Annotated in this window: 17 protein-coding genes; 8 read left to right on the forward strand and 9 right to left on the reverse strand. The window is 63.0% G+C overall.

The genetic code is table 11. The features are described 5' to 3' along the window. Window positions 1–22: 22 nt before the first annotated feature. Window positions 23–964: a threonine/serine dehydratase gene (locus tag NKH83_RS02390; RefSeq protein ID WP_352801917.1), complete on the reverse strand. Its 942-nt coding sequence runs from the start codon at window positions 962–964 to the stop codon at window positions 23–25. A 63-nt stretch (window positions 965–1027) separates the two neighbouring features. Between NKH83_RS02390 and NKH83_RS02395 the strand changes: the two genes are divergently transcribed. Beyond that, window positions 1028–1330 (forward strand): ArsR/SmtB family transcription factor, encoded by a 303-nt coding sequence (locus tag NKH83_RS02395; RefSeq protein WP_352649321.1) that lies wholly within the window; start codon window positions 1028–1030, stop codon window positions 1328–1330. 10 nt (window positions 1331–1340) lie between these two features. Here NKH83_RS02395 and lysA read toward each other — a convergent pair whose 3' ends face one another. From lysA to argH, 3 genes are all read right to left on the reverse strand, one after another. Further along, window positions 1341–2609, reverse strand: a complete 1269-nt coding sequence (lysA, locus tag NKH83_RS02400; RefSeq protein WP_352476278.1) for a diaminopimelate decarboxylase — start codon at window positions 2607–2609, stop codon at window positions 1341–1343. 17 nt (window positions 2610–2626) lie between these two features. After that, window positions 2627–2833 carry a hypothetical protein gene (locus tag NKH83_RS02405; RefSeq protein WP_023677931.1) on the reverse strand — a complete coding sequence of 69 codons (207 nt, stop codon included), beginning with the start codon at window positions 2831–2833 and terminating at the stop codon, window positions 2627–2629. A gap of 71 nt (window positions 2834–2904) precedes the next feature. Continuing rightward, complete coding sequence (argH, locus tag NKH83_RS02410) at window positions 2905–4305, reverse strand: argininosuccinate lyase (protein ID WP_352649322.1); 1401 nt, start codon at window positions 4303–4305, stop codon at window positions 2905–2907. Between the two features lie 35 nt (window positions 4306–4340). Between argH and tlpA the strand changes: the two genes are divergently transcribed. Beyond that, a complete protein-coding gene (tlpA, locus tag NKH83_RS02415) occupies window positions 4341–5024 on the forward strand; it encodes a thiol:disulfide interchange protein TlpA (RefSeq protein WP_352649323.1) in 684 nt (227 codons plus the stop codon). Window positions 5025–5026: 2 nt separating this feature from the next. On the opposite strand, the gene NKH83_RS02420 is transcribed toward tlpA, so the two are convergent. After that, on the reverse strand, window positions 5027–7459 hold the full coding sequence (locus tag NKH83_RS02420) for a bifunctional diguanylate cyclase/phosphodiesterase (protein ID WP_352801921.1): 2433 nt from the start codon (window positions 7457–7459) through the stop codon (window positions 5027–5029). A 291-nt stretch (window positions 7460–7750) separates the two neighbouring features. Here NKH83_RS02420 and ugpB point away from each other — a divergent pair, with 291 nt between their 5' ends. From ugpB to ugpC, 4 genes are all read left to right on the forward strand, one after another. Continuing rightward, window positions 7751–9061: a sn-glycerol-3-phosphate ABC transporter substrate-binding protein UgpB gene (gene ugpB, locus NKH83_RS02425; protein ID WP_352476282.1), complete on the forward strand. Its 1311-nt coding sequence runs from the start codon at window positions 7751–7753 to the stop codon at window positions 9059–9061. Window positions 9062–9142: 81 nt separating this feature from the next. After that, window positions 9143–10027 (forward strand): sn-glycerol-3-phosphate ABC transporter permease UgpA, encoded by an 885-nt coding sequence (gene ugpA / locus NKH83_RS02430; RefSeq protein ID WP_352483564.1) that lies wholly within the window; start codon window positions 9143–9145, stop codon window positions 10025–10027. Between the two features lie 8 nt (window positions 10028–10035). Next, window positions 10036–10884 carry a sn-glycerol-3-phosphate ABC transporter permease UgpE gene (gene ugpE, locus NKH83_RS02435; protein ID WP_352801924.1) on the forward strand — a complete coding sequence of 283 codons (849 nt, stop codon included), beginning with the start codon at window positions 10036–10038 and terminating at the stop codon, window positions 10882–10884. 7 nt (window positions 10885–10891) lie between these two features. Further along, window positions 10892–11959, forward strand: a complete 1068-nt coding sequence (gene ugpC, locus NKH83_RS02440; RefSeq protein ID WP_352801926.1) for a sn-glycerol-3-phosphate ABC transporter ATP-binding protein UgpC — start codon at window positions 10892–10894, stop codon at window positions 11957–11959. Window positions 11960–11981: 22 nt separating this feature from the next. Here ugpC and NKH83_RS02445 read toward each other — a convergent pair whose 3' ends face one another. From NKH83_RS02445 to NKH83_RS02455, 3 genes are all read right to left on the reverse strand, one after another. After that, window positions 11982–13064, reverse strand: coding sequence for an ABC transporter ATP-binding protein (locus NKH83_RS02445; protein ID WP_352801928.1), 1083 nt, complete (start codon window positions 13062–13064; stop codon window positions 11982–11984). Next, window positions 13061–14644 (reverse strand): ABC transporter permease, encoded by a 1584-nt coding sequence (locus NKH83_RS02450; protein ID WP_352801931.1) that lies wholly within the window; start codon window positions 14642–14644, stop codon window positions 13061–13063. Before NKH83_RS02450 ends, NKH83_RS02445 begins: the two co-directional genes overlap by 4 nt. A 166-nt stretch (window positions 14645–14810) precedes the next feature. Further along, complete coding sequence (locus tag NKH83_RS02455; RefSeq protein WP_352801933.1) at window positions 14811–15818, reverse strand: iron ABC transporter substrate-binding protein; 1008 nt, start codon at window positions 15816–15818, stop codon at window positions 14811–14813. Between the two features lie 201 nt (window positions 15819–16019). On the opposite strand from NKH83_RS02455, the gene NKH83_RS02460 reads away from it, so the two are divergent. Continuing rightward, the gene (locus NKH83_RS02460; protein WP_254816670.1) at window positions 16020–16562 is read left to right on the forward strand and encodes a sigma-70 family RNA polymerase sigma factor; all 543 of its coding nucleotides are present in this window, start codon (window positions 16020–16022) and stop codon (window positions 16560–16562) included. 2 nt (window positions 16563–16564) lie between these two features. Next, on the forward strand, window positions 16565–17203 hold the full coding sequence (locus tag NKH83_RS02465) for an NrsF family protein (RefSeq protein ID WP_352801936.1): 639 nt from the start codon (window positions 16565–16567) through the stop codon (window positions 17201–17203). A 9-nt stretch (window positions 17204–17212) separates the two neighbouring features. Here NKH83_RS02465 and NKH83_RS02470 read toward each other — a convergent pair whose 3' ends face one another. After that, window positions 17213–18091 carry a 3-hydroxybutyryl-CoA dehydrogenase gene (locus NKH83_RS02470; protein ID WP_023677945.1) on the reverse strand — a complete coding sequence of 293 codons (879 nt, stop codon included), beginning with the start codon at window positions 18089–18091 and terminating at the stop codon, window positions 17213–17215. Window positions 18092–18095 lie beyond the last annotated feature (4 nt).

Genomic DNA, 18095 nt, shown 5'->3' on the forward strand with positions numbered 1-18095 from the left:
AACAATAATGCCCCGGATATTGTCAGAATTTCGCCGGATTGGCGTTTGCGCCGCAGACCAGTACGGCAACGCGCTCGCCTCTAGCCGGTGTGTAGCGGCCGGACAGGAGCGCCGCGAAGGCGGCCGCACCGCCCGGCTCGGAGATGATTCGCACGCGGTCCCACAGCGCCGCCTGGGCGGCGACAATGTCGTCGTCGCCGACCAGGATCGAGCGCTCGACGAATGCCTCGGCGATAGGAAACATCATTTCGCCGACACGCTTTGGCGCGAGCGAATCGGCGGCGACGCCCTCAGCCGGCGCGTCGACGGGTCGGCCCGCCGCGAACGCGCGATGAAGCGTCGGCGCACCCTCCGGCTCGACCGCGATGATCCTGATGCGGCCGGAAAACCAGGCGGCGATGCCGCCGATCAGGCCGCCGCCGCCGACAGCGACCAGCAGGGTGTCGAGCTCCGGCAGGTCGGCCTCGATTTCGAGGCCGAGCGTGCCCTGCCCGACCAGCGTCTCCTCCTGGTTGAAGGCGTGGATCTGCAGGGCGCCGGATTTTTCGGCGAAGCTCTCGCTGGCGGCCAGCGCCTCGGCATAACGGGCGCCGCCGACGATCAGCTCGGCGCCGTAGCCGCGGATGCGGTCCAGCTTGGCCTGCGGGCTCACTTCGGGAACAAAGATGGTCGCCTTGTGGCCGAGTCGCATGGCGGCATAGGCGACGGCGGCGCCGTGATTGCCGCCCGATGCGGCGACGACGCCGGCCGCAGGAACCGGCCGTTCGAGGAGATTGGTGAACGCACCACGCGCCTTGAACGAGCCGGAATGCTGCAAGCACTCAAGCTTCAGGTCGACCGGCAGAGGCGGACGGCCGAAATCGGCCATGTCGACGCGCAGCACCGGCGTGTGGCGCACGAAGGGCCGGATGCGTGGTTCCATCGCCGCAATGCGCTCGCGTGTGATCGTGTGGCCGTGCAGCATGCATTCACTCCCAGGGCTGACATTCAGAGTTGACATTACTTAGTAACTTGGCAAAGTAGCTAAATGCAAGAGGTCGATGTCTTCAAAGCGATTGCCAACGAGCGCAGGCTGCAGATCCTCGATTGGCTCAAGGACCCGCGCGCGCATTTTCCGCCGCAGGCGGACGGCGATCTGGTCGACGACGGAGTCTGCGCGCTGCTGATCGCGGAAAAGCTGGGGATCACCCAGGCGACGCTCAGCGAACATATGCGTGTGCTCACCCAGGCAGGGCTTTTGCGCAGCAAGCGCATCAAGCAGTGGACATTCTATCGCCGGAACGAGAACAGGATCGCCGAAGCCAGGGCGCTCATTCAGCACCGCCTGTAGCTGCAGAGTTCTACTCCAACCAGTCCGGCACCGAATCCAGTCCGATCAGCTCGTCATAGGTCTGGCGCGGGCGCACAACGTGGAAGCGGTCGCCGTCGACCAGCACTTCCGGTACCAGCAGCCTGGTATTGTAGGTGCCGGCCTGGACGGCGCCATAGGCGCCGGCGGTGGCGACAGCGATCAGGTCGCCGGATTTCAGCCGGGGCAGGTCACGGTCGAGCCCGAGATAGTCGCCGGTCTCGCAAACCGGGCCGACGACATCGACCTTCATGCGCGGTGCTGCGGCCGGCTGCTGCGCCACCGGCTTGATGTCGTGGAAAGCGTCGTAAAGCGTCGGCCGGATCAGGTCGTTCATCGCGGCGTCGACGACGAGGAAGTTCTTGGCGTCGCCCTCCTTCACGAAGATCACCGCCGAGACCAGGATGCCGGCATTGCCGACGATCAGCCGGCCTGGCTCGAACATCACTTTCAGCCCGAGCTCGGCGACATGCTTTCTGACGATCCGGGCATAGGCATCGGGCAAAGGCGGCGGGTTGTTGTCGACGCGGTAGGGAATGCCAAGGCCGCCGCCGACATCGATGTGCTCGATGGCATGACCGTCGGAGCGCAGGGCGCCGACCAGCTCCACCAGCAGCGCAAAGGCCTCGTCGAAGGGCTGCAATTCGGTGATCTGGCTGCCGATATGGGTGTCTATGCCGGTGACCTTGATGCCCGGCAGCTCAGCCGCGCGGGCATAAACCTTTCGTGCCTGCTGCCAGGGAATGCCGAACTTGTTCTCGGCCTTCCCAGTCGAAATTTTGTTGTGCGTCCTGGCGTCGACATCCGGATTGATGCGCAGCGAGATCGGCGCGATCTTGCCCAGCGCGGTCGCGCGGGCCGACAGCAGCTCCAGCTCCGGTTCGGATTCGACGTTGAAACAGAGAATGCCGGCCGAGAGCGCAAAATCCATTTCGCGCCCGGTCTTGCCGACGCCCGAAAACAGGATCTTGCTTGCCGGAATGCCGGCCGCCAAAGCGCGGCGCAATTCGCCCTCCGAGACCACGTCGGCGCCGGCGCCGAGTCTTGCCAACACCTTCAGCACGGCCTGGTTCGAATTCGCCTTCATGGCATAGCAGACGAGGGCGTCGAGCCCGGCAAAGGCCTCTGTGAAGACGCGAAAATGCCTGGTCAGCGTCGCCGTCGAATAACAATAGAACGGCGTGCCGACGCTGGCGGCGATGTCTGATATCGCCACGTCCTCTGCATGCAGCGCGCCGTCGCGGTAGTCGAAATGGTTCACGAGATTGGTCCGAAAAATCAGAGCAGCGGGTCGAGGATGAATTTCTTGTCCTCAACAGGTTTTTCCGGTTCCGGCGGCAAAGGTTGCTTGGCCTTCTCGGCGTCCTTGCGGGCCTGCACGGCTGCTGCGTAGGGCGTATCGAGCGCAGCCTTCCTGCCGCAGGCCGCAACGGTGGCCATTGCTGCCAACAGCGTCAGCGTCACCAAAATCCTGCTTCCGGTCATCGTGCCATCCGTCCGAAACTGTTGCCCGCAGCCGCTTCTAGCCGAGTTTTGCGGCCATTGCACCCCACGTCTTAGGCCTTGGCGAGCCGCTTTTTCCAGTAGCGGATCTGCTTGCGCACCTCGGACGGCGCGGTGCCGCCGAAGCTCGTGCGGCTCTTTACAGAATTCTGCACGGCAAGGACCGAAAACACGTCGGCGCTGATACCGGGGTGAATGGACTGCAGATCCTCCAGCGAAAGCCTGTCGAGCCCGATCTTCCTGTCGTCGGCCAGCGCCACCGCCCGGCCAGTGATATGGTGCGCCTCGCGGAACGGCAGGCCGAGCGTGCGCACCAGCCAGTCGGCGAGGTCGGTCGCAGTCGAATAGCCGGCGCCGGCCGCCTTTTTCATCGCCGCGGTGTTCACTGTCATGTCGCGCACCATGCCGGTCATTGCCGCCAGCATCAGGTCGAGCGTCTCGGCCGCGTCGAAGACGGATTCCTTGTCTTCCTGCATGTCCTTGCCATAGGTCAGCGGCATGCCCTTCATTACTGTCAGCAAGCCGACGAGGTGCCCGGTGACGCGGCCGGTCTTGCCGCGCACCAGTTCGGCAGCGTCGGGATTCTTCTTCTGCGGCATGATCGACGAACCCGTCGAGAAACTATCCGACAGCCTGACGAAGCCGAATTGCGGCGTCGACCAGATGATGATCTCTTCAGCCAGTCGCGACAGATGCGTCGCGCAGATCGCTGCTACGCCCAGGAACTCGAGCGCGAAATCGCGATCCGAAACGCTGTCGAGGGAATTGCGCATCGGCTCGCGGAAGCCAAGCGCCTTCGCTGTCTCGTGCCTGTCAATCGGAAAGCTGGTGCCGGCAAGGGCGGCAGCGCCGAGCGGGCTTTCATCCATACGCTCAATCGCATCGCGGACGCGAGACAGGTCGCGCGCAAACATCTCGACATAGGCCATGCAGTGATGGCCGAAGGTCACCGGCTGCGCCGCCTGCATGTGGGTGAAGCCCGGCATCACCGTTGCCGCATGCTCCTCGGCGCGATCTAGGAACGCCGTGATCAGCCCCTTCAGCGCCTCGGCGACGCGAAAGCACTCGTCCTTGACCCACAGCCTGAGGTCGACCGCCACCTGGTCATTGCGCGAGCGGGCGGTATGCAGGCGGCCAGCTGCGGGCCCGATCAAATCGGCCAGACGGGCCTCGATATTCATGTGGATGTCTTCCAGCCTGGTGGAGAACTCGAATGTGCCGGCCTCGATCTCTGCCAGGATCGTGTTCAGCCCGTGAGTGATTTTTTCTTGATCGGCCGCCGAAATAATGCCCGTTTGCGCCAGCATCTGGCAATGGGCGATCGAGCCGCGAATATCCTGCGCATAGAGTTTGCGGTCGAACGAGATCGACGCGTTGATCGCTTCCATGATTGCGGCCGGACCCGAGGCAAAACGTCCGCCCCACATCTGGTTGCTGGCCTTCTTGTCGTTCATCGCTATAACCCGTGCTCCGGAGCAGTTTTTAAAAAATGGCAGACGGCAATAGATTCTTCCCGGCTTTGCGTCTCATCCTCGCCGCTTTGGTTGCGGGCGTGCTGGCCGGCGCGGTCGCGGTATATGTCAGGGAAAGCAGTTCTGGCAACAAGGCGCCCGCGCAAGTGGCCGCCGGCGGCGGCAAGGACGACGCCGCCTGCGTCGCCAAGACCGACCGTGCCAAGAAGATCGCCGCCGCTGCTACCGGCCAGGTTGCCGCGCTTTTGCCGGCGGATCCGCCGCAATCGCTGAAAAGCCTTGCCTTCAACGGCCCCGACGGCAAGCCGACGACGATCGCCGATCATGCCGGCAAGACGGTGCTGCTCAATCTGTGGGCGACATGGTGTGCACCTTGCCGCGCCGAAATGCCGGCGCTCGATGCGCTGCAGAAGGAGATGGGCAGCGATGCGTTTCAGGTTGTTGCCGTCAACGTCGATGCCGGCGACGATGCCAAACCGAAGAAATTCCTGGAGGACACCGGCGTCAAGTCGCTCGGCTACTATCGCGATGCTACGATGGCGCTGTTCAACGACGTCAAGATGCGCGGCCTGGCGCTAGGTCTGCCCGTCACCATGCTGATCGATGGGCAAGGCTGCCTCATCGCCCATATGAACGGCCCGGCCGAATGGTCGGGGCCGGATGCCAAGCGTCTGGTCGAGGCGGCGCTTCAGCCGGGATAGGCTCAGACCGTGCGCAGGCGCGGCTTGAGCACGGCAATGCTTGCGCCGCGTCGGCTGGCTGTGCGGATTGCCGGAGCAGCCACGCCCGTCAGTTCGCCGAACGTCTCGATCGGAGCCGGTTTGCCGAGGTAATAGCCTTGCCCGATCTCGCAAGCCTCGGCGTCCAGGAACTGCAATTCACCGGGCGTCTCGATGCCTTCCGCAAGGACCGGTAGGCCGAGACCGCGTCCAAGCCCCAGCACGGCGCGGACGATCGCCGCGAACTGGGCGTTCTTGTCGACCGATTTGATGAACGACCCGTCGATCTTGATCTTGTCGAAGGGAAAGGCGCTAAGGTTGGACAGCGAAGAGTAGCCGGTGCCAAAATCGTCCATCGCTACATGCACGCCAAGCGCCTTGACCTGCCTCAAGGCTGCCAGCGCGCGGGGCATATCCTTCACCAGGGCTGTTTCGGTGATCTCCAGTTCCAGCCTGCCGGGTGCCAGGCCGGACCTCGCCAGTGCGTCATGCACCTTGCGGCTGAAGTTCGGATTGTGAAGCTGCACGGCGGAGACGTTGACTGCGACCATCAGCGGATTTGTCCAGCGAGCAGCATCGTTACAAGCCGTCGTCAGCACCCAGTCGCCGATCTGGGCGATCGCGCCACTGTCCTCGGCCACGGGGATGAAAACAGCCGGAGAAATGTCCCCCCGCTCAGGGTGCTGCCACCGGACCAGGGCTTCGAAGCCGATCATCCTGCCGCCGCGGATTTCCTTCTGAGGCTGGTAGACGAGGTGGAACTCCTTGCGGGCGATGGCCTGGCGCAATTCATGCTCCATCACGCGCTTGTCGCGGGCCGCGGTGCCCATGGCTATCTCGAAAAACCGGTAAGTGTCCCTGCCTTCGGTTTTGGCGCGATGGAGTGCCGTGTCGGCATGGCTGATCAGGCCGGCCTGGTCTTCGGCATCCAGCGGAAAGAAGGCGATGCCGATGCTGGCCGAGACGAGGCCGGAGCCGACCGAAACCCTGTTTTCCTCGCGGATCGCCGCCAACAAGTCCTCGGCTATCCGGCCTGCGGCCAGGGGGTCGGGGAGGTTCGGAGCTATGATGGCAAATTCGTCACCGCCGAGACGCGCGAGCATCTGTCCGTTGCGCGGGATGCCGGAGATGCAGTGCGCGAGCTTCTGCAGCATCGCGTCACCGGCGCTGTGGCCGTAGAGGTCGTTGACTTGCTTGAACCGGTCGAGGTCAAGCAGCAGGAGCGCCAGATATCCATCCTTGCCGCCACGATCCATCGAGGCGACTTCTGCTTCCAGCCGGGAAGAAAAGCTCCGCCGATTGGCAAGCCCGGTAAGCGGATCGAAATGCGCGAGGCGGAGGATCTCTTCTTCTGCTTTCTTGCGCTCACGGATGTCGCGAACGGCAAGCACCGTATGAGGCCTGCCGCAGTAGGTGATCTTCCTGGCGATCAGCTCGACAGGAATTCTCGCGCCGTCGCTGCCCCTTAATGTCGCTTCCTGCGCCTGTTCGCCGAAGCCGGACATAGCGGCTGCGCTCTGTCCGTCGAAAAGCTCGCCGAGTTGCATCGTGTTCAGGGTGGCTGTCGCTGTTCCGGTCAGCTTCGCCATACTGTCATTGGCGCTGACGATGCGGGTGCCATCGCAAACGATCAGACCTTCCACCGCCGCATTGGCGAGATCGTGCATGCGCTCGGCCTCGAGCTTCTGGTGGCGAAAGCGCAGATCGATCCACAGCGCGGCACCTGACAGCACAAGGATTACAAGGCTGGCGACCGCTGCGGCAAAGGCCTGGGAAATGGGCTCGATGGAATGTTCGGATATTTCAATCGAGGAATCCGGAATGATCGACACCGCGGCCATCGCGATGAAATGCAAGCTGCAAATGGCCAGCGTCAAAAGCGCGGCGCCGCCGAGAGTCGAGAGCGCTGACGGGCGGCGCAAGACGACCAGGAGCGCCAGTGCCGCAAGGGTCACGCCGGCCAGAAGCGATATCGCGACAAGGAGCAGGTTCCATACGACCCGGCCTTCGACCTCGAAAGCCGCCATGCCGATGTAGTGCATCGTCGCGATGGCGCCGCCGAGAATGGCGCCACCGACGAGGAAATGGTCGATGCCGCGCCGCAAGGTGGCGACCCACATCCCAAGCGCGGTCAGGATGACGGCGGCGGCAAGCGAAAAGGCGGATAATCCCGGATTGTATGCGTTCGGTATTCCCGGCGTAAACGCGGTCATGGCGATGAAATGCGTCGCCCATATGCCGAACCCGGTCGAGGCCGCAGCGATCATCAGCCAGACAAGCCGGTTTCGCTCGGTCGATCGGCCGACATGCTTAAGGAGATTAACCGCAGAGAAACAAGAAATTCCACAGACGAGTGCGGCGAGCGCAACCAGTCTCAGGTCGTGCTGATTTACGATACAATTATAGACCGTCAGCATCCTGGTTCACTCGGTCAAAACTAACAGGGAGGTGTGACGGATTAGCTCTTGGAGATTTTAACGAATAGTTAACCCGTAGGCCATGAGGCGGGTCTTTTCGGGGGAAAACCGATGCCGCTGCGCCGAAAAGGCGGTGATGTCGTTTCTGACGCCCGGTTTCGGTAGCGAGTGCACTTTAGGAAGGAATGGTGTTCATTGATCGGCAACAAAACCATTGTCCGATTGTCATCAGCGCCACATATTGCCTTTGCGGAGGTGCCCCTTTCGCCAATGACAAACGGGAGATGAAACATGAAGTTCTTCGGCTTTGCGGCCGGTATCGCCGCCACCGTGACCCTGCTTTCCACCACCTCCGCCTTCGCCGTCACGCAGATCAGCTGGTGGCACGCCATGACCGGCGCCAACGCCGAGGTCGTCGCCAAGATCTCCAAGGATTTCAACGCCAGCCAGAGCGAATATGAGCTCGTTCCGGTGTTCAAGGGCACCTATCCGGAGACGCTGAATGCCGGCATCGCTGCCTTTCGTGCCGGGCAAGCGCCCGATATCCTCCAGGTGTTCGACGTCGGCACCGGCGTGATGATGGCGGCCGAGGGTGCGATAAAGCCGGTGGCCGATGTGATGACCGGCGCCGGGATGACTTTCGACAAGAGCCAGTATCTGCCCGGCATCGTCGGCTATTATTCCAAGCCGGACGGCACCATGCTGTCCTTCCCCTACAACTCCTCCTCGCCGATCCTCTACTACAACAAGGACATCTTCCAGAAGGCAGGCCTCGACGTGAACAATCCGCCCAAGACCTGGAACGAGGTTTGGGAAGCCGCCAAGAAGATCAAAACGAGCGGCGCCGCCTCTTGCGGCTATACCTCCACCTGGCTGACCTGGATCCATCTGGAGAATTTCGCGGCGTGGAATGACGTGCCTTGGGCCACCCAGCAGAATGGCCTGGCCGGCGGCGACGTCGAACTCAAGATCAATGCGCCGATTTTCGTCAACCACTTCCAGGCGCTCGCCGACCTGGCCAAGGACGGCACGTTCAAATATGGCGGACGCACCTCCGAAGCCAAGCAGATATTCCTCGCCGGCGAATGCGGCATCTTCACCGAATCGTCGGGCGGCCTCGGCGATATCGTCAAGTCCGGCATGAACTATGGCATCGGCCAGCTTCCCTACGACAGTGACGCCAAGGGTGCCCCGCAGAACACGACGCCGGGCGGTGCCAGCCTATGGGTGTTCGGCAACAAGTCGGACGAGGAATACAAGGGCGTTGCCGCCTTCTTTGCCTATCTGTCCAAGACCGATGTACAGGAATACCTGCACCAGAAGTCGGGATACCTGCCTGTGACGCTCGCCGCGTACGAGGCGACCAAGAAATCAGGCTTCTATGACAAGAACCCCGGCCGCGAGACACCCATCCTGCAGATGATCGGCAAGTCGCCGACCGACAATTCGAAGGGCGTGCGTCTGCCCAATCTGCCGCAGGTGCGTGATATCCAGAACGAGGAGCTGGAGAAGATGCTGGCCGGCCAGCAAACCGCCCAGCAGGCGCTCGACAATGCGGTCGCGCGCGGCAACGCCGCGATCAAGGAAGCCCTGGACAACTAACGAGATCGTCTCGGTCAGTCGGTTGGAATATCGCCCACGCGCGCGCGGGGGGGCGATGCCTGGATAGCGAGGGAAATCAGCCTGTCTCCACGCGTCGTCTTTCCCAACAAGATCCTGCCCTACCTGCTGGTGGCGCCACAGCTCGCCATCACCCTGGTTTTCTTCTACTGGCCGGCCGGTCAGGCGCTTTACCAGTCGATGCTCAGGCAAGACCCGTTCGGGCTGAAGAGCAGGTTCGTCTGGTTTGCCAATTTCCGGAAGGTGCTGGCCGATCCGGCCTACCTCAACTCGATCAAGGTTACGGTGGTGTTCTCGCTTGCGACCGCGATCGTTGCCATGGTTGTGGCCCTGCTGCTCGCGGTCATGGCCGAGAAGGCCGTGCGCGGCAAAGGCCTCTACCGCACACTGTTGATATGGCCTTATGCTGTGGCGCCCGCGATTGCCGGCATGCTGTGGCTGTTTCTGTTCAACCCTTCGATAGGCTCGTTGGCCTATTTGCTGAGAAGCCTCGGCATTGCCTGGGACCCACTGCTCAACGGCACCCACGCCATGATCCTGCTGGTGTCGGCGGCTGCCTGGAAGCAGATCAGCTACAATTTCCTGTTCTTCGTCGCCGGCCTGCAGGCGGTGCCGAAAACGCTGATCGAAGCGGCGGCCATGGACGGCGCCGGCGAAACCAAGCGCTTCTGGACCATCGTCTTCCCGCTGCTTGCGCCGACAACCTTTTTCCTGCTGGTCGTCAACACCGTCTATGCCCTGTTCGACACGTTCGGCATCGTTCATGCCGTCACCGGCGGCGGGCCGGGCAAGACGACCGAGACGCTGGTCTACAAGGTCTACAATGACGGCTTCGTCAATCTGATCCTGGGCGACTCGGCGGCGCAGTCGGTCATCCTGATGGCCATCGTCATCGCGCTCACAGCGATCCAGTTCCGCTATGTGGAACGCAAAGTCCACTACGGCTGAGGGCAGCGATGATCGGCCAGTCCTCGCTCCGCACCTTCATCGCCCATGCCGTGCTCATCCTCGGCATATTGATCGTGGCTTTTCCGATCTACTACACCTTCGTGGCCTCGACGCACACGCTGCAAACGATCCTCAGGCCGCCGCTGCCGCTCTTGCCGGGCAGCCAGCTATGGAACAACTACAGTGAGGCGCTGTTCGGCGGCATCGGCCGTATCGGCGGGGTCAGCGTCGGCAGGCTGCTCCTCAACACCACGATCATGGCGCTCGGCGTTGCGGTCGGAAAGATCTTCATCTCGATCCTGTCGGCCTACGCGATCGTGTTCTTTCGCTTTCCGCTGCGCATGACCTTCTTCTGGCTGATCTTCATCACCTTGATGCTTCCAGTCGAGGTGCGCATCCTGCCGACCTACAAGGTGATGGTCGATCTCGGCATGATCGACACCTATGCTGGCCTGATCGTCCCGCTGATCGCCTCAGCCACCGCAACGCTGCTGTTTCGCCAGTTCTTCATGACCATACCGGGCGAATTGGTCGAGGCGGCGCGTGTCGACGGTGCCGGGCCATGGCGCTTCTTCTTTGATATCCTCCTGCCGCTGTCGCGGACAAACATCGCCGCGCTGTTCGTGATCCTCTTCATCTATGGCTGGACGCAGTATCTTTGGCCGCTGCTCGTCACCAACAGCAACGACATGAACACCATCGTCATCGCGCTGAGAAAGATGGTTTCCTTCGCCGATGCCGACACCCAATGGCACCTCGTGATGGTCACGGCAATGCTGGCCATCGTGCCGCCGATTCTCGTCGTGGTGATGATGCAACGCTGGTTCGTGCGTGGCCTGGTCGAATCCGAAAAGTGAGACTCTGATGGCGACCGTCGATCTGAAGGACGTGAAGAAGGTCTATCCCAGCGGCGTCGAAGCCGTGAAGGGCGTCTCAATCGCCATTCCTGACAAGGAGCTTTGCGTGCTGGTCGGCCCGTCAGGTTGCGGCAAGTCCACGCTGCTGAGGATGATCGCCGGGTTGGAGACCATTTCGGCCGGTACAGTCGCCATCGACGGCAAGGAGGTCAACGCCATCGGCCCGACGGAGCGCGACATCGCCATGGTGTTCCAGAATTACGCGCTCTACCCACATATGAAGGTCTATGACAACATGGCCTATGGCCTGCGCAACCGCGGCACGCCGAAGGACGAGATCGATAGCAGGGTACGCTCGACGGCCAAGGTGCTGGAGCTTTCGGCGCTGCTCGACCGGCGCCCGCGCGAGCTTTCAGGCGGTCAGCGCCAGCGCGTCGCCATGGGTCGCGCCATCGTGCGCAACCCGAAGGTCTTCCTGTTCGACGAACCACTGTCCAACCTCGATGCGAAATTGCGCGGGCAGATGCGCATCGAGATCAAGAATCTGCAGCGCTCGCTTGGCGTCACCTCGGTTTATGTCACGCACGACCAGCTTGAGGCGATGACGCTGGCCGACATCCTCGTCGTCATGAACGCCGGACTGGTCGAGCAGACCGGCGCGCCGCTTGATGTGTACGAGAAACCGGCCTCGACCTTCGTCGCTTCGTTCATAGGCGCACCGCCGATGAATCTGCTGGCGCTCACAGGGGCCTCCCCAAGCTTGGTATTGGCCGACGGTACGGTGATTGGCTTGGCGCCTCGACAGGGCAAGGCGGTGACACTGGGCTTTCGTCCGGAGGACGCCGATATCACCTTCGCGGCAGAGGCGCCGGCCGGCGCGCTCGCGCTGCCGGCGACAGTGGAAGCGGTCGAACCGGTCGGTGCCGAAAGCTTTCTCCATTGCGTGGCAGCCGGCAGCCGCATCGTGGTGCGCGTCTCAGGCCGCGCCAGCGCCAAGCCAGGCGACCGATTGCGCGTCGTGGCCAGGTCCGAAAAGCTGCATTGGTTCGATCAAGCGGGCAAACGGGTCGATTGAAATCGGCCTTGCGCAAAACCGTTCAGGCAAACACATGCGCCTTGCCCGACACGGTCAGCCGCACGATCTCGCCGACCGCAGGCGCGTCCATGCCCGGCTTGCGCAGGATCAATGGCGTGTTGCCGATGGCGGCGGCGTCGGGCGGATCTGGGCTGTTCAAGAGACGTACGGCGATCGTGCACATCGAGCCCGCGAATTCGGATTCCGTGACCTCGCCGAACAGCATGTCCGGCGTGCCGGACATGCCTTCACGCGAGGTTCGTTTCAGCAGCACCTGCTCGGGCCGCAGCATGATACGGGCGATGTCGCGCCGCTCGGTGCTGTCGACGGCGATGCGGCCGAGCGGCGAGGTGGCGAAGCCATCAGCGATCCGGGCCGGCAAGACGATGGCGTCGCCGAGGAACTCGGCGATCATCCTGTCCTTCGGCCTGAAATAGAGCTCGCGCGGCGTGCCGACCTGCGAGAATTTGCCGTCGCGCATCACCGCGACCTGGCTGGCGAATGACAGCGCCTCGGCCTGATCATGGGTGACCAGGATGGTGGTGATGCCGGCGGTTTCAAGGAGCTCGGCCACGGCCTTGCGCATCGAGGCGCGCAGGCCGGTGTCGAGCGCCGAGAACGGCTCGTCGAGCAGCATCAGCCGCGGCTTCATGGCCATGGCGCGGGCGAGCGCGACGCGCTGCTGCTGGCCGCCGGAGAGCTCATGCGGGCGGCGCCTCAGGATTCCTTTGTCCAGTCCGACGACATAGGCGAGCTCGGCGATGCGCTCACTGCGCTTTTCCTCGTGACGCCCCATGCCGAAGCCGATATTGGCGGCGATGCTCAGATGCGGGAACAGAGCGCCGTCCTGCGCCACCAGCCCGATGCCGCGGCGATGCGCCGGCACGGCCGTGTCGCCATCGGCCAGCACCTCGCCATCGAGCACGATGCGGCCCTGGTCCGGCGCCTCGAAGCCGGCGATCAGCCGCAGCAAGGTGGTCTTGCCGCAACCGGATGGCCCGACGATTGCCGTACGGCTGCCGCTGACCACGCTGAGGTCGACGCCGGCAAGTGCTGCGACAGGCCCGTAGTGCTTGTGGATGCCGCTCAGCTCGAGAAAGCTCATCGCCCGGCCATCCGCTTCGACTGGACGTAGAGCAGCCAGGTCAAAGGCAGCGACATCGCTACCATGATCAGGGCATAAGGCGCCGCCGACGCATAGTCGATCTCGCCGCTATAGGACCAGAACGCCATGGCCAGCGTGCGGGTGCCGTTGGGTGCCAGCATCTGGGTTGCGGTCAATTCGTTCATGATACCCAGCGCGACCAACGCCATGCCGGCTGCGGCGCCCGGCGCCGACAGGCGGATGGTCGTCGACCACAGCGCCTTGAGCGGCGACCGGCCTAGGCTCGAGGCGGCGCGTTCGAGCTCGACTGGCGCCTGTGCGATCGACGCCCTGAGGCTAATCAGGGCGCGCGGCAGGAACATCAGCGCATAGGCGACCAGGATGGTGAACAGGGTCTGGTAGAGCGGCATGGCGATACGCACGGCGATGGTGACCAGCGCCAGCGCGATGACGACGCCAGGCAACGCGCCGACGATATAGTTGCAGCCCTCCAGGACGCGTTGCAGCCTTCCCGGCGCGCGGATCGAGATCCACGCCATCGGCATTGCCGCGACGGTGGCGAGCAGCGCGCCGGCAATCGCCAGGAACAGCGTCTGGCCAAGCGCCAGACCGATCTCGTCGAACCGCCAGACATTGGCGCCGCCGGCCACGAGCCAGCGGCCGATGGTGGCGAACGGCACGCCGAGCGCCAGTAGCGTGGTAATGGCAGGCAGCAGCAGGCAAGGAATGGTGGCGCGCCCAAGGCCCGTGCGCTGCTGCTGGCGCGCAGCACCCGAACCGACGCGGGCATAGCGCTCTTCGCCGCGTACCAGCACCTCCAGCCCGAGCAGCACAAGGCAGCAGGTCACCAGCACGCCGGCCAGCATGTTGGCGGCGGGACCGTTGAAGGTCGACTGAAACTGGTCGACGATCGCGGTGGTGAAGGTGTCGAAGCGGATGAAAACGTAAAGGCCGTATTCGGCCAGGAGGTGCAGGCCGACCAGCAGCGAGCCGCCGCAAATGGCGAGTCGGAGCTGCGGCAGCACGACACGCCGAAACACGCGCCATGGGCCAAGCCCGAGGGCCGCTGCTGCATCTTCGAGAGCGGGATCGAGCCGGCGCAAAGCCGCCGCTATCGGCAGATAGAGGAACGGGAAATAAGCGATGATGGACACAAGCACGCCGGCCCACAGGCCGTGCAGTCTGGGCGCCATGGTGATCCAGGCGTAACTGTGGACGAAGGCGGGAATGGCGAGCGGCGCCACCGACAACCAGGCCCATAGGCGGGCCCCCGGCAGATCGCTGCGCTCGGTCAGCCAGGCCAGCGCCACCGACAGCACGATCGAAATCGGCACGGTCAGCACCACCAGCAGACTGGTGTTGACCAGAAGTTCCCCGACGCGCGGCCTGAACACCAGCGCCGCCACGGTTTCCCAGCCAGTCTGCACCGCCACCCAGACGATGAAGGCAAGTGGCAGCAGCGCGAAAAGCGAAACAAAGACGGCAGCCAGTGCAATCCATGAGACCGACCAACGACGTGCCCGCACGGCCGTCGTATCGGCTGGCAAGCCTGAAGGTGCAAGATCGATCGCCGACTGCATCAGATCAGACGTTGTGCCGTTTCCGCCCGAAGGCGGAAACAATCGTCGGCGAATGCGGCGAGCAGCTTGTGGTCATGGACAAATGCCATCTTGAAAACAGAGCGCTCCCGCGGAAAGCGAATTCCCACAGGAGCGCAGTCGGTTGCCCTTTTAGGACGAACGCCGGCTAAAGCAAGCCGGCCGCCGTCATCAGGTCGGTGACCTTCTTCGAGTTCAGCGTCGTCGGGTCGACTTTCGGCGCCTGCAGATCGGCCAGCGGCACCAGCTTCGGATTGGACTCGGCGCCCTTGCCGACTGCGTATTCGAACGAATCGCCTGTCTTCAGCACGTCCCGGCCACCCTTGCCAGTGACCCATTTCAGGAAAGCCTGCGCTTCCTTCGGGTGCTTGCTCGAGGCCAGCACGCCACCGCCGGAAACTGAGACGAAAGCACCGGGATCCTGATGCTTGAAATAGTGCAGCTCGACATTCTTGCTGTTCTCGCCGGTCTTGGCCTGATCGCCGTAATAGTAATAGTGATAGATCACGCCGCCTTCGACCTCGCCGGCATTGACCGCCTTCATCACCGTGCTGTTGCCCTTATAGGCGGTAAAATTCTCCTTCATCGCCTTTAGCCATTCGGCCGTCGCTGCCTCACCCTTGAGCTGCAGAAACGCGCTGACGATCGCCTGGAAATCGGCGCCGGAGGGCGAAGCGGCCCAACGGCCCTTCCAGCTCGGATCGGCGAGATCGAGAAGCGATTTGGGCAGCTGGTCGGCGGCCAGCTTGGTCTTGTTGTAGACAAAGACCGTGCTGCGCGCCGCGACGCCGACCCATTTGCCGCTCGCCGGCTGGTACTCCTGCGGAACCTGGGCCAGCGTCTCGGTGTCGACCGGTGCGAACAGGCCGGCCGCCTCGACTAATGCCATGGCCGGCGAATTCTCCGTCAGGAATACATCGGCGGGCGAAGCGGTGCCCTCCGCAACGATCTGATTGGAGAAATCGCTGTCGCCGCCATTGCGGACGGTAACCTTGATGCCCGTTTCCTTGGTGAATCCCTCCGCCCAGGCCTTGGTCAGGTTTTCGTGCTGGGCGTTGTAGACGACGATGCCCTCGTCCTCTGCTATTGCCGGGCCGGCGATCAGGCTGATTGCAAGTGCTGTCGCACCGGCAAGGGCGGAAAGAGCATATTTCATGGCGTCGTCCTCGATTTCGATGGTCGTTGGCTTGGCACGCTGCACCTACCAATACATGACTAGCGCAGTCAACATTGCTGGCCCACTCAATTGCTCAAAAGGCCAAACTTTCGTGATGCTCAGCTAATTTGCCTTGGACATTATTTCGCCGGCCCCGTAACAAATCAGCGCCGAGACGCGAATATCGGGGAGTGAACTCTTGTGAGCGGCAAGGACGAAGCCGAGCTTTCACGGCTGCTGCGGGCCGCGATCGCCGGAGACGAAAGGGCCTATGCCGACTTTCTGCACCGGATCGCCGCGCTCGTTCGTGGCTTTGCCCGGCGCAAGATCGTGCAGGGTGGGGTGGATCCCGAGGATGTCGTGCAGGAAACCTTGCTGGCCATTCATGTGAAACGACATACCTGGCGCGATAATGCGCCGGTGCTGCCTTGGGTCTATGCAATAGCCCGCTTCAAGCTGATCGACGCGTTCCGGCGGCGCGGCCGGCGGATCGAGGTCGAGATCGACGAAATCGCCGAGACCTTTGCCGAGCCGGAATCGGAGACGGTGAGCGAGCGCGACGTCAACCGGGCGCTCGACAGCCTGTCGCCGGCACAGCGTTCCGTCGTCTCGGCCGTATCGGTCGAAGGCCGTTCGATCGGCGAGACGGCGGCAAAATTCGGCATCAGCGAGACGGCTGTGCGGGTGTCACTGCACCGCGGGCTTGCCGCCATTGCCAAACGGTTCGGGGCGAGGCGGGAATAAAAATGAGGACCGAAGATCTCATCAAGGCGCTCGATGCCGATGCCCGCAGCAAGGCGCTGCCGCTAGGCGCCGCCTGGTGGCTTGCCGCCGGTGCGGCCATGGTGATCGCGGCCGCGGTTTTCTGGCTGACGATCGGCCCGCGCCCCGACATTGCGATCGCCATGCAGACGATGCGGTTCCTGTCCAAATTCGTCTTCACGATCGCTCTTTCGGCCAGCGCCTTTGCCATGGTGCATGCGCTGTCGACGCCCGGTGCATCGACCCGCCGAGCGGCAAGCTGGATGATCGCTGCGCCGCTGCTGGTGATTGCGGCCGTGATTCTCGAACTCTTCGCCGTGCCTGCGTCCGACTGGGGCACACGCCTGGTCGGGACGAACATGGTCATCTGCCTGACCTTCATTCCGTTGATCGGGATCGGCCCGCTTGCCGTCTTTCTCGCGGTCCTGCGCCATGGCGCGCCGACAAGGCCGGTGCTTGCCGGTGCGGCCGCGGGCCTGCTTGCCGGCGGGCTGGCGGCGACCTTCTATGCGGCGCATTGCTTCGACGATTCGCCGCTTTTCGTCGCCACCTGGTACACGATTGCGGTCGCCATCCTTGCCGTGCTCGGGGCGCTCGGCGGACGACTTTTCGTGCGCTGGTAGCGATAAGAATCAGCGTGTCGGAACGGGATGCTCGCCGCGATAGTCGTAAAAGCCGCGCCCGGTCTTGCGGCCGAGCCAGCCGGCCTCGACATATTTGACCAGCAGCGGGCAGGGGCGGTATTTCGAATCCGACAGTCCGTCATGCAGCACCTGCATGATCGACAGGCAGGTATCGAGCCCGATGAAATCGGCAAGCTGCAGCGGCCCCATCGGATGATTGGCGCCGAGCTTCATGGCGGTATCGATGGCATCGACCGAGCCGACACCTTCATAGAGCGTGTAGATCGCCTCGTTGATCATCGGCAGCAGGATGCGGTTGACGATAAAGGCCGGGAAATCCTCCGAGACGGTGATCGTCTTGTCGAGCTGCTTCACATAGGTTTTTGCCGCCTCGAAGGTCTGGTCTTCGGTGGCGATGCCGCGCACCAGTTCGACCAGCTTCATCACCGGAACCGGATTCATGAAATGTATGCCGATGAAGCGTTCCGGCCGGTCGGTCTGGGAAGCCAGCCGTGTGATCGAGATCGATGATGTGTTCGTCGCCAGGATGGCTTCGGGGTTGAGCTGCGGGCAGAGCTGGGCATAAATCTTGCGCTTGACCGTCTCGTCCTCGGTCGCCGCTTCGATCACCAGATCGGCGCCCGCAAGGTCGGCCATGGCCGGCGCCGCCGAAATGCGCGCCATCGCCTCATTGCGCAGCTTTTCCTCGAGTTTGCCGGAGCCGACCTGACGGGCCATGTTGCCGCTGATCGTAGCGATGCCCTTTTCGATGCGGTCGGGCGAAATATCGTAAACCAGCACCTTATAGCCCGCCAGCGCCGACACATGGGCGATGCCGCCACCCATCTGGCCCGCGCCGATGATGCCGATCGTCTCGATCTTGCTCATTACC

Source organism: Mesorhizobium sp. M0909 (assembly GCF_040319515.1).
Lineage (GTDB): Bacteria > Pseudomonadota > Alphaproteobacteria > Rhizobiales > Rhizobiaceae > Mesorhizobium.

Coding starts and splice junctions, on each gene's coding strand:
- NKH83_RS02390 (WP_352801917.1), bottom strand. CDS start 964: ATGCTGCACGGCCACACGATCACACGCGAGCGCATTGCGGCGATGGAA.
- NKH83_RS02395 (WP_352649321.1), top strand. CDS start 1,028: ATGCAAGAGGTCGATGTCTTCAAAGCGATTGCCAACGAGCGCAGGCTG.
- NKH83_RS02405 (WP_023677931.1), bottom strand. CDS start 2,833: ATGACCGGAAGCAGGATTTTGGTGACGCTGACGCTGTTGGCAGCAATG.
- argH (WP_352649322.1), bottom strand. CDS start 4,305: ATGAACGACAAGAAGGCCAGCAACCAGATGTGGGGCGGACGTTTTGCC.
- tlpA (WP_352649323.1), top strand. CDS start 4,341: ATGGCAGACGGCAATAGATTCTTCCCGGCTTTGCGTCTCATCCTCGCC.
- NKH83_RS02420 (WP_352801921.1), bottom strand. CDS start 7,459: ATGCTGACGGTCTATAATTGTATCGTAAATCAGCACGACCTGAGACTG.
- ugpB (WP_352476282.1), top strand. CDS start 7,751: ATGAAGTTCTTCGGCTTTGCGGCCGGTATCGCCGCCACCGTGACCCTG.
- ugpE (WP_352801924.1), top strand. CDS start 10,036: ATGATCGGCCAGTCCTCGCTCCGCACCTTCATCGCCCATGCCGTGCTC.
- ugpC (WP_352801926.1), top strand. CDS start 10,892: ATGGCGACCGTCGATCTGAAGGACGTGAAGAAGGTCTATCCCAGCGGC.
- NKH83_RS02445 (WP_352801928.1), bottom strand. CDS start 13,064: ATGAGCTTTCTCGAGCTGAGCGGCATCCACAAGCACTACGGGCCTGTC.
- NKH83_RS02450 (WP_352801931.1), bottom strand. CDS start 14,644: ATGCAGTCGGCGATCGATCTTGCACCTTCAGGCTTGCCAGCCGATACG.
- NKH83_RS02455 (WP_352801933.1), bottom strand. CDS start 15,818: ATGAAATATGCTCTTTCCGCCCTTGCCGGTGCGACAGCACTTGCAATC.
- NKH83_RS02465 (WP_352801936.1), top strand. CDS start 16,565: ATGAGGACCGAAGATCTCATCAAGGCGCTCGATGCCGATGCCCGCAGC.
- NKH83_RS02470 (WP_023677945.1), bottom strand. CDS start 18,091: ATGAGCAAGATCGAGACGATCGGCATCATCGGCGCGGGCCAGATGGGT.